The 16,933-nt window shown below is 58.3% G+C and carries 8 protein-coding genes, 2 tRNA genes and 3 rRNA genes; 3 read left to right on the top strand and 10 right to left on the bottom strand.

From position 1 onward, the window contains the following. Positions 1–84: 84 nt before the first annotated feature. From ACYU03_RS06485 to ACYU03_RS06450, 8 genes are all read right to left on the bottom strand, one after another. Entirely contained in the window at positions 85–1,728 is a 1,644-nt protein-coding gene (locus ACYU03_RS06485) for an acetolactate synthase large subunit (RefSeq protein ID WP_461889012.1), read from the bottom strand. A 334-nt stretch (positions 1,729–2,062) separates the two neighbouring features. Next, positions 2,063–3,262, bottom strand: coding sequence for a hypothetical protein (locus tag ACYU03_RS06480; protein ID WP_461889010.1), 1,200 nt, complete (start codon positions 3,260–3,262; stop codon positions 2,063–2,065). Positions 3,263–3,753: 491 nt separating this feature from the next. Further along, positions 3,754–3,869, bottom strand: a 5S ribosomal RNA gene (gene rrf, locus ACYU03_RS06475). Between the two features lie 130 nt (positions 3,870–3,999). Further along, positions 4,000–6,890 (bottom strand): 23S ribosomal RNA (locus tag ACYU03_RS06470). Positions 6,891–7,126: 236 nt separating this feature from the next. After that, positions 7,127–7,202: transfer RNA gene (locus ACYU03_RS06465), tRNA-Ala, on the bottom strand. Between the two features lie 27 nt (positions 7,203–7,229). Next, a tRNA-Ile gene (locus tag ACYU03_RS06460) sits at positions 7,230–7,306 on the bottom strand. Between the two features lie 86 nt (positions 7,307–7,392). Continuing rightward, positions 7,393–8,929 (bottom strand): 16S ribosomal RNA (locus ACYU03_RS06455). Together the 16S, 23S and 5S rRNA genes with 2 tRNA genes alongside form the textbook arrangement of a ribosomal RNA operon. 534 nt (positions 8,930–9,463) lie before the next feature. After that, positions 9,464–10,555: an MBL fold metallo-hydrolase gene (locus ACYU03_RS06450; RefSeq protein WP_461889008.1), complete on the bottom strand. Its 1,092-nt coding sequence runs from the start codon at positions 10,553–10,555 to the stop codon at positions 9,464–9,466. 231 nt (positions 10,556–10,786) lie between these two features. On the opposite strand from ACYU03_RS06450, the gene ACYU03_RS06445 reads away from it, so the two are divergent. Continuing rightward, a complete protein-coding gene (locus tag ACYU03_RS06445) occupies positions 10,787–13,372 on the top strand; it encodes a bifunctional diguanylate cyclase/phosphodiesterase (protein ID WP_461889006.1) in 2,586 nt (861 codons plus the stop codon). Between the two features lie 78 nt (positions 13,373–13,450). On the opposite strand, the gene ACYU03_RS06440 is transcribed toward ACYU03_RS06445, so the two are convergent. Further along, positions 13,451–13,771 (bottom strand): DUF2025 family protein, encoded by a 321-nt coding sequence (locus ACYU03_RS06440; protein WP_461889004.1) that lies wholly within the window; start codon positions 13,769–13,771, stop codon positions 13,451–13,453. Positions 13,772–13,980: 209 nt separating this feature from the next. Between ACYU03_RS06440 and ACYU03_RS06435 the strand changes: the two genes are divergently transcribed. Next, positions 13,981–15,195, top strand: a complete 1,215-nt coding sequence (locus ACYU03_RS06435; protein ID WP_461889002.1) for a GAF domain-containing sensor histidine kinase — start codon at positions 13,981–13,983, stop codon at positions 15,193–15,195. On the opposite strand, the gene ACYU03_RS06430 is transcribed toward ACYU03_RS06435, so the two are convergent. Then, complete coding sequence (locus ACYU03_RS06430) at positions 15,134–16,051, bottom strand: LysR family transcriptional regulator (RefSeq protein ID WP_461889000.1); 918 nt, start codon at positions 16,049–16,051, stop codon at positions 15,134–15,136. The two genes, ACYU03_RS06435 and ACYU03_RS06430, sit on opposite strands and share 62 nt — an antisense overlap. Positions 16,052–16,169: 118 nt before the next feature. Here ACYU03_RS06430 and ACYU03_RS06425 point away from each other — a divergent pair, with 118 nt between their 5' ends. Beyond that, positions 16,170–16,928 (top strand): SDR family NAD(P)-dependent oxidoreductase, encoded by a 759-nt coding sequence (locus ACYU03_RS06425; protein ID WP_461888998.1) that lies wholly within the window; start codon positions 16,170–16,172, stop codon positions 16,926–16,928. The last annotated feature ends 5 nt before the right edge of the window (positions 16,929–16,933 follow it).

Below are 16,933 nucleotides of genomic sequence, written 5' to 3'. Positions count from 1 at the left end.
AATCGCGGGGCAAGTCCTCCCTCACCCCAGCCCCGCAAGCAGGGCCGTTGTGAAAGCGGGCTTGCCCCGCGATCAGTTCAATGCTCAGACAGCGAGGGCGCGCTCACGCAACTCGACGTTGAGGATGCGGTCGTTCTCCGAGTAATCGACCGGGCAGTCGATCACGTGCACGCCCGGGGTCTTGATGCAGTGCTCGAGCAACGGCAGGAAGCCTTCGGCGCTTTCCACGCGGTGGCCCTTGGCGCCGTAGGCTTCGGCGTATTGCACGAAGTCGGGGTTGCCGTAGTCCAGGCCGTAGTCGGCGAAGCCCATGTTGGCCTGCTTCCAGCGGATCATGCCGTAGCCGTCGTCACGCAGGATCACCACAGTCAAGTGCATGCCCAGACGCACTGCGGTTTCCAGCTCCTGGCTATTCATCATGAAGCCGCCGTCGCCGCACACCGAGATCACCGGGCGGTCCGGATACACCAGGTGCGCGGCCATGGCAGACGGCAGGCCAGCGCCCATGGTCGCCAAGGCGTTGTCCAGCAGCACAGTGTTGGGCTTGTGGGCCTTGTAGTTGCGGGCGAACCAGATCTTGTAGATGCCGTTGTCCAAGGCGACGATGCCTTCGGACGGGAGGGCGCGGCGGATGTCGGCGACCAGGCGCTGGGGGTAGACCGGGAAGCGGTCGTCGTCGGCACCTTCGGCGATCTGCGATTCGTTGGCTTCACGGATGGCCATCAGCCGGGTGAAGTCCCAGTGCGAGGTGTCGGTCATGGCTTCGCCGATCTGCCACACGGCGTTGGCGATGTCGCCGATCACTTCGACCTGCGGGAAATACACCGGATCTACTTCAGCAGAGCGGAAGTTGATGTGAATGACTTCGGTGCCACCACGGACCATGAAGAACGGTGGCTTCTCGATCACGTCGTGGCCGATGTTGACGATCAGGTCGGCAGCCTCGACGGCGCGGTGGACGAAGTCACCGGCCGACAACGCGGCGTTGCCAAGGAAGCGCGGGTGACGCTCGTCGACCACGCCCTTGCCCATCTGCGTGGTGACGAAAGGAATGCCGGTCTTATCGATCAGTTGTTTGAGGACCTTGGCGGTCATCTTGCGGTTGGCGCCGGCGCCGATAACCAGGATCGGACTGCGTGCGGTCTGCAGTTTCTCGACCGCGGCTTCGATGGCCTTGTGCTCGGCCAACGGACGGCGGTGAAGGCTCGGCGGGATCGGCAGGCTGTCGGTCTGTTCGGCGGCGATATCTTCCGGCAGCTCCAGGTGCACAGCGCCGGGCTTCTCTTCCTCGGCCAAGCGGAAGGCCTCACGCACGCGCGACGGGATGTTGTCCGCCGAAGCCAGTTGGTGGGTGTACTTGGTCAACGGCTGCATCATGCCGACCACGTCGAGGATCTGGAAGCGGCCTTGCTTGGACTTCTTGATCGGCTTCTGGCCGGTGATCATCAACATCGGCATGCCGCCCAGGTAGGCGTAGGCGCCGGCGGTGACCAGGTTGGTCGCGCCCGGACCGAGGGTCGACAGGCTAACGCCGGTCTTGCCGGTGAGACGGCCGTAGGTGGCAGCCATGAAGCCAGCGGACTGCTCGTGGCGAGTCAGCACCAGCTTGATCTTCGACTTACGCAGGGACTCCAGCAGGTCGAGGTTTTCCTCGCCGGGAATGCCGAACACATACTCGACACCTTCGTTTTCCAGGCATTGCACAACGACATCGGCGGCCTTGGCCATCTTGCTTGCTACCTCAAGTGATATTGCGGTGGTGAATCCAGTTTGATCAGCGCGGTGGTGCACTGAAGTCGGTCTGCCCAGTGGCTAGCAGCGCGCCACAGATAAAGCCTTGACGCAGGCAAGGCTCGACAAAGTCACGTTCATTAAGCGGCGCTATTGTCGCACCCCTACGGCATGGTCATGGTCTGCAGGATCGAGGTGACGCCATTGTCGAAAATGCAGTAGCGCGGAACGGCACCGATAATGCTTCTGCAAAGGCTCGCGCATGCTGGTGGCGGCGTCCAGATTTTGTGCAATGAACAGATCAACGGTGCCCGTTGCACTCGTTCGCCAGCTAAGCGCTCGCGCCGACCATCAGGCCGACCATAGGTACGATGACCAGGGTACTCAACGCCATGGATGACACACTGCCGACATAGACATGCATGTAGTCCGGCAGCCTCAGGTTGATGGCAACGGCCAGTGGAGGTGCGATCAGCGCACCGAGGCTGGCGCTGAGCAATATCACCTGCCAACTGCCACCCAGGCTCAGCACTGCGGCTGGGACGACGGATACCATTGGAATGTAGGTCGGGTACCAACCCCAGCGCATCCACTGCCTACGCCAGGCCAGCACGCCGATCAACGAGGCCAGTGCCTGGCCGCCGACGATCTCCAGCACCAATTGCGACCCATAGGCCGGGCTGGCGGGGGACAGCACGTAAGCTGCCAACACGCCCAACAGCAGGCCGAGGCTGGCCAACTCATTGCCAAGGAACAGGGCTTCGCTGAAGTCGGCCAGCACCCTGCGCAGTGTCCAGAGGAAACCGTAGTCCGGCGTGCGGATAACAGGCCTATCAGGCCTGCATGCGTTGCAAGCATCTTGCCGGGAGCGGACCATTATCGGAAAGCGCTTGCACAATACGAAGGCGGCTGAACTGGCCAATGCCATGCCGCCGACATTACCGATCACCGTGGGGATCCCCAGGGGATAACACAAATAATTGACCAGTAGCAGGCTCGTCGGCGTCACCAGCACCGCACCAAGCACAGCGCCACTGACCGTTACCCTCCAACCGCCCCGGAACAGCAACACCATAGCCGCTGGCAGGGAAACAAAAGCAACATAGGTCGGCTGCCAGATACCACTGCGCAGCGTCCAGCCCCATAGGACATGACTGAGCAGAAGACCAAGCAACGAGCTGGTGATCAACCAGGGCCACAGGCCGCTCCCATAGCAGAGGGCAAAGCCTTGCCAGCAACGACCACTGCGCTGGGCCCAATGGGCCAGCCAGGCCCCGATGAGTAGACCCAGCGCCGGTAGCTCATGCTTGTAGAAGGTGACCTCGCTGATGTCACCGAGGATCCAGCGCAAACGTGCAAGCGGCTCGTTGATGTTCAGGAGCATATGGGTGTAATTGGGCCACAGACCAAGCCAGTAATGGGCCCGGCCGCTAGCCACTTCGATGACCACGACGGAGAACACCGATATGGACATGCACAGCAGGAGTTGAGGAAGAATGCTATGGCGAAAAGGCTGCAGGGAATTGTCCATCAGCACGTCCTCGGGATGAGGAGACCGGATACAGGACATCGCGTTGTCTGCAGATCAGTCTGGATTACAGCGACATGGGCTAGGGAGAGGAACGGTGCAGACATGGAGGACGTCCTTCTTGTCATGATTGGAAGGACACCAGTTAAGCTGGCCTTCAGCCATACATGACAGTCAGGCAGATCCTATAGCCGTGAAGGAAACATCCAATAAAGCATGAAAGGGCAATCATGCCCTCTGCCTGTGCCCTGTTCTTTAGGAGAACGGCTTGAGTGGAGAACCAATGTAGGGCGAGTTCTACGCAGCCGGATCATGGACAGGGCCGCGAGGCTTTTATGTCCTGCTAGGGGGGCCGCTGCGCGGCCCATCGCGACACAAGGCCGCTCCCACAGAGGCAGACCAGCTCGGCACCTGTGGGTGCAGCCCTGCCCTTCAAACCCCGGAAAAGACAAAACCCCTACCTGCTCGCGCAGATAGGGGTTTTGCGAAATGAATCTTGACGATGACCTACTCTCACATGGGGAAACCCCACACTACCATCGGCGATGCATCGTTTCACTGCTGAGTTCGGGATGGGATCAGGTGGTTCCAATGCTCTATGGTCGTCAAGAAATTCTGTTACCAGAACGTCCTGTTGGACACTCCAGTCAATTCGGATATGTGCATTTGTGGTCTTGCGAATCTTCGGCTGTTGCGTCTTCACCACCGCCATCTGCGTCAGCAAATTGCTTGGGTGTTATATGGTCAAGCCTCACGGGCAATTAGTATCGGTTAGCTCAACGCCTCACAGCGCTTACACACCCGACCTATCAACGTCGTAGTCTTCGACGGCCCTTCAGGGAGCTCAAGGCTCCAGTGAGATCTCATCTTGAGGCAAGTTTCCCGCTTAGATGCTTTCAGCGGTTATCTCTTCCGAACATAGCTACCCGGCAATGCCACTGGCGTGACAACCGGAACACCAGAGGTTCGTCCACTCCGGTCCTCTCGTACTAGGAGCAGCCCCTCTCAAATCTCAAACGTCCACGGCAGATAGGGACCGAACTGTCTCACGACGTTCTAAACCCAGCTCGCGTACCACTTTAAATGGCGAACAGCCATACCCTTGGGACCGGCTTCAGCCCCAGGATGTGATGAGCCGACATCGAGGTGCCAAACACCGCCGTCGATATGAACTCTTGGGCGGTATCAGCCTGTTATCCCCGGAGTACCTTTTATCCGTTGAGCGATGGCCCTTCCATACAGAACCACCGGATCACTAAGACCTACTTTCGTACCTGCTCGACGTGTCTGTCTCGCAGTCAAGCGCGCTTTTGCCTTTATACTCTGCGACCGATTTCCGACCGGTCTGAGCGCACCTTCGTACTCCTCCGTTACTCTTTGGGAGGAGACCGCCCCAGTCAAACTACCCACCATACACTGTCCTCGATCCGGATGACGGACCTGAGTTAGAACCTCAAAGTTGCCAGGGTGGTATTTCAAGGATGGCTCCACGCGAACTGGCGTCCACGCTTCAAAGCCTCCCACCTATCCTACACAAGCAAATTCAAAGTCCAGTGCAAAGCTATAGTAAAGGTTCACGGGGTCTTTCCGTCTAGCCGCGGATACACTGCATCTTCACAGCGATTTCAATTTCACTGAGTCTCGGGTGGAGACAGCGCCGCCATCGTTACGCCATTCGTGCAGGTCGGAACTTACCCGACAAGGAATTTCGCTACCTTAGGACCGTTATAGTTACGGCCGCCGTTTACCGGGGCTTCGATCAAGAGCTTCGCGTTAGCTAACCCCATCAATTAACCTTCCGGCACCGGGCAGGCGTCACACCCTATACGTCCACTTTCGTGTTTGCAGAGTGCTGTGTTTTTAATAAACAGTCGCAGCGGCCTGGTATCTTCGACCGGCATGGGCTTACGGAGCAAGTCCTTCACCCTCACCGGCGCACCTTCTCCCGAAGTTACGGTGCCATTTTGCCTAGTTCCTTCACCCGAGTTCTCTCAAGCGCCTTGGTATTCTCTACCCAACCACCTGTGTCGGTTTGGGGTACGGTTCCCGGTTATCTGAAGCTTAGAAGCTTTTCTTGGAAGCATGGCATCAACCACTTCGTCGCCTAAAGGCAACTCGTCATCAGCTCTCGGCCTTGAGATCCCGGATTTACCTAAGATCTCGGCCTACCACCTTAAACTTGGACAACCAACGCCAAGCTGGCCTAGCCTTCTCCGTCCCTCCATCGCAATAACCGGAAGTACAGGAATATTAACCTGTTTTCCATCGACTACGCTTTTCAGCCTCGCCTTAGGGACCGACTAACCCTGCGTCGATTAACGTTGCGCAGGAAACCTTGGTCTTTCGGCGTGGGTGTTTTTCACACCCATTGTCGTTACTCATGTCAGCATTCGCACTTCTGATACCTCCAGCAAGCTTCTCAACTCACCTTCACAGGCTTACAGAACGCTCCTCTACCGCATCACCTAAGTGATACCCGTAGCTTCGGTGCATGGTTTGAGCCCCGTTACATCTTCCGCGCAGGCCGACTCGACTAGTGAGCTATTACGCTTTCTTTAAAGGATGGCTGCTTCTAAGCCAACCTCCTAGCTGTCTAAGCCTTCCCACATCGTTTCCCACTTAACCATGACTTTGGGACCTTAGCTGACGGTCTGGGTTGTTTCCCTTTTCACGACGGACGTTAGCACCCGCCGTGTGTCTCCCATGCTCGGCACTTCCAGGTATTCGGAGTTTGCATCGGTTTGGTAAGTCGGGATGACCCCCTAGCCGAAACAGTGCTCTACCCCCTGGAGTGATACATGAGGCGCTACCTAAATAGCTTTCGAGGAGAACCAGCTATCTCCGAGCTTGATTAGCCTTTCACTCCGATCCACAGGTCATCCGCTAACTTTTCAACGGTAGTCGGTTCGGTCCTCCAGTCAGTGTTACCTAACCTTCAACCTGCCCATGGATAGATCGCCCGGTTTCGGGTCTATACCCAGCGACTAAACGCCCTATTAAGACTCGCTTTCGCTACGCCTCCCCTATTCGGTTAAGCTCGCCACTGAATATAAGTCGCTGACCCATTATACAAAAGGTACGCAGTCACCTAACAAAGTAGGCTCCCACTGCTTGTACGCATACGGTTTCAGGTTCTATTTCACTCCCCTCTCCGGGGTTCTTTTCGCCTTTCCCTCACGGTACTGGTTCACTATCGGTCAGTCAGTAGTATTTAGCCTTGGAGGATGGTCCCCCCATGTTCAGACAAAGTTTCTCGTGCTCCGTCCTACTCGATTTCATGACTAAGAGATTTTCGCGTACAGGGCTATCACCCACTATGGCCGCACTTTCCAGAGCGTTCCGCTAATCTCAAAGCCACTTAAGGGCTAATCCCCGTTCGCTCGCCACTACTAAGGGAATCTCGGTTGATTTCTTTTCCTCAGGGTACTTAGATGTTTCAGTTCCCCTGGTTCGCCTCTTGCACCTATGTATTCAGTACAAGATACTCAGCTTGTGCTGAGTGGGTTCCCCCATTCAGAGATCTCCGGATCAAAGTCTGTTTGCCGACTCCCCGAAGCTTATCGCAGGCTACCACGTCTTTCATCGCCTCTGACTGCCAAGGCATCCACCGTATGCGCTTCTTCACTTGACCATATAACCCCAAGCAATCTGGTTATACTGTGAAGACGACATTCGCCGAAAATTCGCATGCTTGCTCATGAGAGCAACTCACAAATTTTACCTTAGCCTGTTCACCACCAGTGAAAGTGGTTCACAGTCTATCTTTCTATCACATATCCGAATTTTTAAAGAACGATCTGACAAAAGTCAGAAATCAACATTCAGCACGAATGCTCATTTCTAAGTTCTGCAGGGTAACTGCAAGAGTGGTGGAGCCAAGCGGGATCGAACCGCTGACCTCCTGCGTGCAAGGCAGGCGCTCTCCCAGCTGAGCTATGGCCCCGTATGTACAGGTTGCACCACAAGCAATTGGTAGGTCTGGGCAGATTTGAACTGCCGACCTCACCCTTATCAGGGGTGCGCTCTAACCAACTGAGCTACAGACCTATAACAGGGTCGCGTTACTACATCGTCTTCGTTCAATGAATCAAGCAATTCGTGTGGGTGCTCATCAGCCGGCTGATGTCGTCGATTAAGGAGGTGATCCAGCCGCAGGTTCCCCTACGGCTACCTTGTTACGACTTCACCCCAGTCATGAATCACACCGTGGTAACCGTCCTCCCGAAGGTTAGACTAGCTACTTCTGGTGCAACCCACTCCCATGGTGTGACGGGCGGTGTGTACAAGGCCCGGGAACGTATTCACCGCGACATTCTGATTCGCGATTACTAGCGATTCCGACTTCACGCAGTCGAGTTGCAGACTGCGATCCGGACTACGATCGGTTTTGTGAGATTAGCTCCACCTCGCGGCTTGGCAACCCTCTGTACCGACCATTGTAGCACGTGTGTAGCCCAGGCCGTAAGGGCCATGATGACTTGACGTCATCCCCACCTTCCTCCGGTTTGTCACCGGCAGTCTCCTTAGAGTGCCCACCATTACGTGCTGGTAACTAAGGACAAGGGTTGCGCTCGTTACGGGACTTAACCCAACATCTCACGACACGAGCTGACGACAGCCATGCAGCACCTGTGTCAGAGTTCCCGAAGGCACCAATCCATCTCTGGAAAGTTCTCTGCATGTCAAGGCCTGGTAAGGTTCTTCGCGTTGCTTCGAATTAAACCACATGCTCCACCGCTTGTGCGGGCCCCCGTCAATTCATTTGAGTTTTAACCTTGCGGCCGTACTCCCCAGGCGGTCAACTTAATGCGTTAGCTGCGCCACTAAAGTCTCAAGGACCCCAACGGCTAGTTGACATCGTTTACGGCGTGGACTACCAGGGTATCTAATCCTGTTTGCTCCCCACGCTTTCGCACCTCAGTGTCAGTATCGGTCCAGGTGGTCGCCTTCGCCACTGGTGTTCCTTCCTATATCTACGCATTTCACCGCTACACAGGAAATTCCACCACCCTCTACCATACTCTAGCTCGCCAGTTTTGGATGCAGTTCCCAGGTTGAGCCCGGGGCTTTCACATCCAACTTAACGAACCACCTACGCGCGCTTTACGCCCAGTAATTCCGATTAACGCTTGCACCCTCTGTATTACCGCGGCTGCTGGCACAGAGTTAGCCGGTGCTTATTCTGTCGGTAACGTCAAAACAGCAAGGTATTCGCTTACTGCCCTTCCTCCCAACTTAAAGTGCTTTACAATCCGAAGACCTTCTTCACACACGCGGCATGGCTGGATCAGGCTTTCGCCCATTGTCCAATATTCCCCACTGCTGCCTCCCGTAGGAGTCTGGACCGTGTCTCAGTTCCAGTGTGACTGATCATCCTCTCAGACCAGTTACGGATCGTCGCCTTGGTGAGCCATTACCCCACCAACTAGCTAATCCGACCTAGGCTCATCTGATAGCGCAAGGCCCGAAGGTCCCCTGCTTTCTCCCGTAGGACGTATGCGGTATTAGCGTTCCTTTCGAAACGTTGTCCCCCACTACCAGGCAGATTCCTAGGCATTACTCACCCGTCCGCCGCTGAATCCATGAGCAAGCTCACTTCATCCGCTCGACTTGCATGTGTTAGGCCTGCCGCCAGCGTTCAATCTGAGCCATGATCAAACTCTTCAGTTCAATACTGCTTGGGTTTTTAAGAAACCCTAAACTTGGCTCAGCAATCTCAAATGACTATGTGATTTCTCATATGGCCACTTGTGATGCTGATAATCTTTTTGACTATCAGTCCGTACTCACAAGCACCCACACGAATTGCTTGATTCGATTGTTAAAGAGCGTTTGGTCAGGAGCCTTTCGACTCAACCGAGGCGCGCATTCTACGCTTTCCTCAAAACCTGTCAAGCGTTTATTTTGAAGTTTTTCGAAGCTGCTTTTCTTTCGAAAAGCCTTCAACTCCAAGAGCCGCCTGACTCACCGCAACTCATCGCTGCGGGAGGCGAATAATACGTGATTTCCATTTGGAGTCAACACTTTAGATGAAAATATTTTACCGCCCCTCACCGCTACCCAAGGCAACTAAGTTCGCACGCGGCTAATCTCTATAAGCAGGGCTGGCCTGCCATACGCCAATCAGGAAACGGCTCCCTCGGGACTGTCAGCAAAGACAAGAGAAACGCCCAGTCATACCGGTACGACCAAGCCAAATGACCTCTACCTGGCCACCACCTGCTCGACCGCCCTGCCCTGCTGCCGCAATGGCCGTGGTTGCCACCAGTTCTGCCCCGCGTGAGGCGAGTCGAGGCTGACCCTCTCGCCCATCTGCGGTGTACTCAAGGACACTTTCGCTACAGTGGCCAGGGTCAGGATACGATCGAAGGGCTCCTGCCAGCCATGTGTGGAGAGATCGAAGGTACCGTTGTGGATCGGCAACAGCCAACGCCCACGCAGATCCAGATGAGCCTGCAACGTCTGCTCTGGCTGCATGTGCACGTCAGGCCAGTTGACGTTGTAGGCACCGGTTTCGATCAAGGTCAGGTCGAAAGGTCCGAACTGTTCGCCAATCTTTCGGAACCCGTCGAAGTAACCGGTATCCCCACTGAAGAACAGACGCATGTCTTCATCTATCACGACCCAGGAAGCCCACAGCGTGCGGTTGCTGTCGAACAGGCCACGGCCGGAGAAGTGCTGCGCCGGCGTCGCGACGAAGCGCACGCCCTCCAGTTCCATCTCCTGCCACCAGTCCAGTTGCCGTACCTTGGTGTCCGGTACCCCCCATCCGATCAGGATGTCCCCAACGCCCAATGGCGCCAGGAAGAGCTCCGTACGACTGGCCAACCTCCGGATCGCCTGTTCGTCCAGGTGATCGAAATGATCGTGGGACAGGATGACCGCCGCCAAAGGAGGCAACTCATCAAGGCCCAGAGGTGGCGCATGGAAACGCAATGGCCCCGCCCACTGCACAGGTGAAGCCCGCTCGGCGAATACCGGGTCGGTGATGAAGAAGCGACCGCGCAGCTTGAGCAGCACCGTGGAATGCCCCAGGCGCCAGAGACTGTGGTCCGGGGCGTCGAGCAACTGCTGTTGGGTCATGGGCAGCACGTTGATCGGTGTGGCCGGGCGCGTATCGGCAGGCTTGCGCAAGAACAGATACTTCAGGCCGATGCGCAGTTTCTTCAGGAATCCGTCCTGCGGCAGTTGGGCCTGGTTGCGGTAACGACCGTCATGGTGCAGTGCCGGTTCTCCGGCTGGGGAAGCCATGGGAGCCATGAGTAGAAACACTCCAAGCAAGAGGGTGGATTTCATGTTACCCCACAGGGATCAGATCAACCGTGCAATGGCTTGTAAGGATACTTTTCGCCAATGGGCGAGCACTCAACACTACCCATAGTAGTTATGCGATACATAGCGGCTGATCGAGCTTGATCATTTCAATCGCCTCAGGACATTACCAAGCCCAAGCTGGCCTATTCTGTTTGAACATTTCCCCGCACAGCCAGGCTGGAGGGGCGCAGTTCAAGAGGGAGTCGCTCGCGCATGGACAGGACCGCCGACCTTTCGCCCCCCAGCCCGACGCCACACCTGCAGACACGCCGGTTGATCACTGCCATCGCCGTCCTGTTCGTCCTTTCCTGCGTGATCGCCCTCAGTGCGCTGTTCAACATCGCCGACACCCTCAATCATAACGAAAAGGATAAAAGCACCTTCTACGCCAGCCAGGCCCTGGAACAACGACTACTGGCCTCGCGACAGTTCCTTTCCAGTTACGCGGTATGGGATGCAGCCTACGAACACCTGGCCCACAGCACGGATTGGCACTGGGCCTATGAGGAGAAGAACGTCGGAGAGTCCCTCTACAGCGCCAGCGGCTATGAAGGAGTCTTCGTGATCAACGATCAGCAGACCACCTACGCGCTGATCCAGGGCACCCCCAGCGATGCCCCGGCCAATGCTTATATAGATACCCCCCTGGCGCCGATCATCGCCGAGGCCCGCAGGGTCGCCGCCGAGCGCGAGCAGGTCACTTACTACGTCCTGTTCAATGGCTGGCCGGCCGTGCTCAGTGCTGCCGCCGTGCGCCCCGACAAGGAAGAACTGGATATCGATATCAGTCAGGCCCCGGTAATGTTCTTCGTCGACCAACTGACCAAAGGCAAGCTTGCCCGCCTCGGCGCGGGTGCCGGCCTGGCCGACATGCGCGTCGAGCAAGCCTGGGCACAAAGCCAAGGGCAACCCCACATCATGCTCGGGGATACCGGTTACCGCCTGGCCTGGACCAGCCCACGCCCCGGCGAGCAGATGCTCTGGGCAGTCCTGCCCCCCTTGCTCGGCGCCATGCTGGTGCTGGGTCTGCTGATGCTCTACTTCTTCCGCCATGCCCTGCGCAGCGCCCGGGCCATCGACCTCAGCCTACTGCGCCTGCAGCAAAGCAACCTAGCCCTGGAGGCCAGTGAACAGCGCTTTCGCGCAGTGGCCGAGGCCGTGTCCGACTGGATCTGGGAAACCGACTGTCATCATCACCTGACCTATCTGTCCCAGCGTTTCGTCAGCGTCACCGGATACCAGATCGAGGCCTGGCTTGGGCAGCCGCTCGACCAATTGCTCAGTTGCGAAACGACGCCCCTCACCCTGTGGCTCGACACCCAGACCGACAGCGACCCGCAGCAACTGACCCCACTGCGCTGCGCCTATCGCGACCATACCGGACAAAACCGCTTCTGCCGGATTTCCGCGCGCCCGATCCTCTTCGATGATAAGTTGGCGGGCTTTCGCGGGACCGCCAGCGACATCACCGACGAAGTAGCTGCCCATGCGCGCATCCAACACCTCTCGATGCACGATGCCCTGACCGGGCTGGCCAACCGCAACAAGCTTTCGCGCTACCTCGAACAGGCCCTGCTGCGCAGCACCGGGTCAACGCCACTGACGTTGTTGCTGCTGGACCTGGACAACTTCAAGCCGATCAACGACTCCCTAGGCCACGCCGCTGGCGATACCGTGCTCAAGGAGGTGGCCGCGCGCCTACGCGATGCGACCCGCGACGGCGACTTGGTGGCACGCCTGGGCGGTGACGAGTTTGTCCTGGTGCTCAACGGCATGGACAACCGCATCGAGATCGACCGCTTCTGCGCCCGTGTGATCGAGTTGCTGCGCCACCCCATTGCCTTCGAAGAACAGCAACTGCACATCGGAGCCAGCCTGGGGGTCGCCCAGGCCCGCGCGCAGGACTCTGACGCCGGCGAACTGATCCGCTGCGCCGACATCGCGTTGTACCAGGCCAAGGCCGACGGCAAGAACACCTGGCGCTACTTCGCGCCAGAGATGAACCAGCAGATCCAATATCGTCGGCAACTGGAGAACGACCTGCGCAAGGCCCTCAAGAACAACGAACTCATCCTCTACTACCAACCCCGCTACCGCCTGGAGGACCTGAAGATCGTCTCGGTCGAAGCCTTGCTGCGCTGGCAGCACCCCGTCGCAGGCTTGCTCAACCCCGACATCTTCATCCCCTTGGCCGAACAGACCGACCTGATCGTCTCGCTCGGTCGCTGGGTATTGCGTGAAGCCTGCCAAAGCGCCCGGGACTGGCCCCAGGCACTGCGAGTGTCGGTAAACCTGTCACCAGCCCAATTCTCACGCAGCGACGTGGTTCGCGACGTGCGTGAGACGCTCCTAGAGACCGGCTTTGCGGCCCAGCGCCTGGAGCTGGAGATCACCGAGAATGTCATGCTCAATGACATCGAAGGCGCCTTGGGCACCATGCAAGCCCTCAAGGAACTGGGGGTACGGCTGAGCATGGATGACTTCGGCACCGGTTACTCGTCACTCGGCTACCTGCGCACCTACCCTTTCGACAATATCAAGATCGACAAGCGCTTCATTGCCGGGCTGAACAACAGAGGCGGCAACGACCGTGCGGTGGTCCGGGCGATCATCAACTTGGGCAAGGCCATGGGCCTGACAGTGACAGCCGAAGGCGTGGAGACCGAGCGCCAGCTCAAGGTCCTGGTCAAGGAAAAGTGCCACGAGGTCCAGGGCTACTACCTCAGCCGCCCGGTGGAACGGCAGGCGTTCGAAGCGTTGCTTGGGGATAAGGACGGTGAGCGGCTGGACGTGTCCTAGGCCAGCCAGGCATGGGAGCGACCTATCCCGCTATGATTGCTCCCACAGAACGAGCCCCAATCGATCAGCCCGGGCGCATCACCGCGGGCTGCGCTCGGCCACGATCTCCGGCAGGTCTTCGCGGCGCAGATAGACCCGCAACGGTTCGGCGATATTCAGACGGTCATCGACGTGCTGGGCCAACAATAGCGCCAAGCGCTCGCGGCACAGGACCATACGCCGGCCCTCGCTGGCGCGCCAGACGAATTCGCTGCAGGGCGTGATGCTGTCATCGGCCACGTCCATGCCGAAGGCATCTTCGCTGAACCGCACGATATGGGTGCCACGCTTGCCATGAAAACCGACGAATCCCTTGAGTTGGTCGGCGGCGCTGCAAATGTCCTGGGATGTGATAGGCATGTCGAACCTCACTACGAATGCATCGCACTGGATGCAGGGTAAAAGGGTTACGCACGCCGAGCGGAAAGCGGCTGCCTCTGACGGGCAACGCGCGGGCCTCAGCCTACTGCAAGTCGACGGGAAACCGCCAAGGTTTTTTCATCCTGGCGCCTGACCCCGCTAGACTTAACCTTCACGCCACCTCCCGCCGCAGACAGCCTGGAACGTCCATGAGCAATGCAGTTACTTCCGACATCGCCACCATCGGCCGTATCAACGCCGTGCCGGCCATCCTGCAGGTCATCTGTGAAACGACAGGGATGCGTTTCGCGGCCGTGGCGCGTGTCACAGAGAGCAACTGGACCACTTGCGCAGTGCTCGACACCCTGGGTTTCGGCCTTGAAGTGGGCGACGAACTGGATGTAGCCACGACCCTGTGTCATGAGATTCGCACCTCGCACCAGACGATCGTGATCGACCAGGCCAGCAAGGACGAGAACTACTGCGACCACCACACACCGCGCATCTACAAGTTCGAGAGCTACATATCAGTTCCGGTGTTTCGTGCCGATGGCAGTTTCTTCGGCACCATATGCGCCCTCGACCCTAAGCCGGCCCAGTTGAAAGGCAGCGCCATCCAACCAATGATGGAGTCCTTCGCCCGCCTGCTGTCGATCCAGATCGAAAGCGAGGAAAGCGCTCAGAAGACCGAGCGAGCCTTGCAAAAGGAACGGGCCATGGCGGAAGTACGCGAACAGTTCATTGCCGTGCTCGGTCACGACCTGCGCAACCCGCTGTTCGCCATTACCGCGGGGGCTGAACTGCTTGCCCAGCGCCTGGACGACGAGAAGAACCGCGCTATCGCCCAGCACATCCACACCTGTGGTCGTCGTGCCTCACAGTTGGTGCGCGATGTGTTGGACTTCGCCCGCGGCCGCCTGGGCGCCGGCATCACCTTGAACATCCTGCCCTGCCTCGACCTGCACGAAGCGCTCAACCACGTTGCCTCGGAACTGCAAGGCGTGCATCCGCAGCGGCAGATCCAACTGCACATCGGCGATTTGGCAGGTATCCATTGTGACCGCGAGCGGGTGGCACAGTTGCTGTCCAATCTGATAGCCAATGCCCTGACTCACGGCGCATCCGACGGACCGGTCACGGTGACTGCCGAGATCCGCGACAGGGTATTCGTGCTGGGCGTACATAACCTCGGCGAGCCAATTCCGCCGGTCACCATGACCCAACTGTTCCAGCCCTTCTCACGACCGATATCCGATAGACCGCAACAAGGTCTGGGCTTAGGGCTGTACATCGCCAACCAGATAGCCCTGGCCCATGGTGGACGCATGGAGGTGGTGTCCAGCCAAGAGGCCGGGACCCTGTTCAGCTTCCGCCTGCCGCTGGATCGAGTTGGGGCCGCAACAACGCCGCCAACCAATTCATGAATGCCTGGACCCGGCGCGGGACATGCCGTTGCCGGGCGTACAACAAGGAGACAGGCATGGGCCGGGAGGGCCAGGCGTCCAGTACACTCACCAGTTCTCCCCGGCGCAGGTAGTCAGCCACGCCCACCGTTGGCGCCTGGATCAGGCCCAGGCCGGCCAGGCAAGCGCTTTCATAGGCTTCAGTGTTGTTGACCGTGACGTCCCCCTCCATGGGCCGGTAGAGCAGTTCACCGTCCCGCTCGTACTCGAACCCCAGGCTGCGCGCCCCCAGACGCGGCACATAGTGGACAAGCCGGTGACCGTCCAGATCTTCGAGAGTGAGCGGTGTGCCATACCGGGCCAAATAGGCGGGGCTTGCACAATTGCACATGCTCAACTGCCCCACCGGCCGCGCCACCACATCCAGGTCACTCAACGCACCGATGCGCAGGACGCAATCGAAACCCTCCCGCAACAGGTCGACCTGGCGATCAGTACAGCTGATTTCCAGGGCCAGGCGCGGGTAGCGTTCCATGAACCGCGGTAACGCAGGCAAGATCACCCGACGTGCCATCAGGGTCGGCAGGTCGATGCGCAAGCGGCCGGCCAGGTCGGCATCGTCACTACGGAACAGGCTTTCGATCTCATCCATGCCCGACAGCAAGTCCTTGCTGCGCTCATACAGCAATACGCCATCTTGGGTCGCCTGGACCCTTCGGGTCGTTCGATTGAGCAAACGAGTACCGAGCAGGTTTTCCAGTGCCCGGACCTGCTCGGATACCGTTGATCGCGGTAAACCCAAGCTCTCGCCAGCCAGGGTGAAACTTGAGAGTTCACTGACCCGGACAAAGGTGCGCAGCAGTTCCAGCTTGTTCATCGATGAGCCTCTGACTGTCCGGAAATACCGAACAGTATTTCCGAATTCCCAGGATTTAACAGGTGAACGCCGACCAATAACCTGTCCCCATCATCACCACCGCCACTGAGGTACAGACATGACTCGCAAAATCGCACTGATCACCGGCGCCAGCCGCGGCCTGGGCAAGAACACCGCCGAGCACCTGGCAGCTCGCGGCATCGACATCATCGGCACTTACCACAGCAAGGCCAGTGAAGCGCAGGCCGTCGCAGCCAGCCTGGAGCAATCCGGTGTGCGCGCGGCAATGCTGCAGTTGGATGTGGGCAACAGCGCCAGTTTCGCCGGTTTCGCCGAGCAGTTGGCCGATACCCTCGAACAGCGTTTCGGTCGCCGCCAGTTCGACTTCCTGGTGAACAACGCCGGCATCGGCCTGAACGCCAGCTTCAGCGAAACCAGCGAAGTGCAGTTCGACCAGTTGCTCAACATCCAGCTCAAGGGCCCCTTCTTCCTTACCCAACGCCTGCTGCCACTGCTCGCCGACCAAGGCCGGATCGTCAACATATCCACCGGCCTTACCCGCTTCTCCCTGCCCGGCTACGCCGCCTACGCAGCCATGAAGGGCGCAATGGAAGTGCTGACCCGCTATCAGGCCAAGGAACTGGGGGCGCGTGGCATCCGCGTGAACATCCTGGCACCTGGCGCCATCGAGACCGACTTCGGCGGCGGCGTAGTCCGCGACAATCGCCAGGTCAATGATTTCATCGCCGGCAACACCGCCCTCGGGCGGGTAGGCCTGCCCGACGACATCGGCTCAGCCATCGCCCTGTTGCTGGAGGATGGCAACGGCTGGATCAACGGCCAGCGCCTGGAGGTGTCCGGAGGTATGTTCCTCTGATCGAC

This window comes from Pseudomonas sp. X10 (assembly GCF_054889225.1).
The sequence above is the reverse complement of the archived record's forward strand: the minus strand, read 5'-3'. Positions and strand labels throughout refer to the sequence as shown.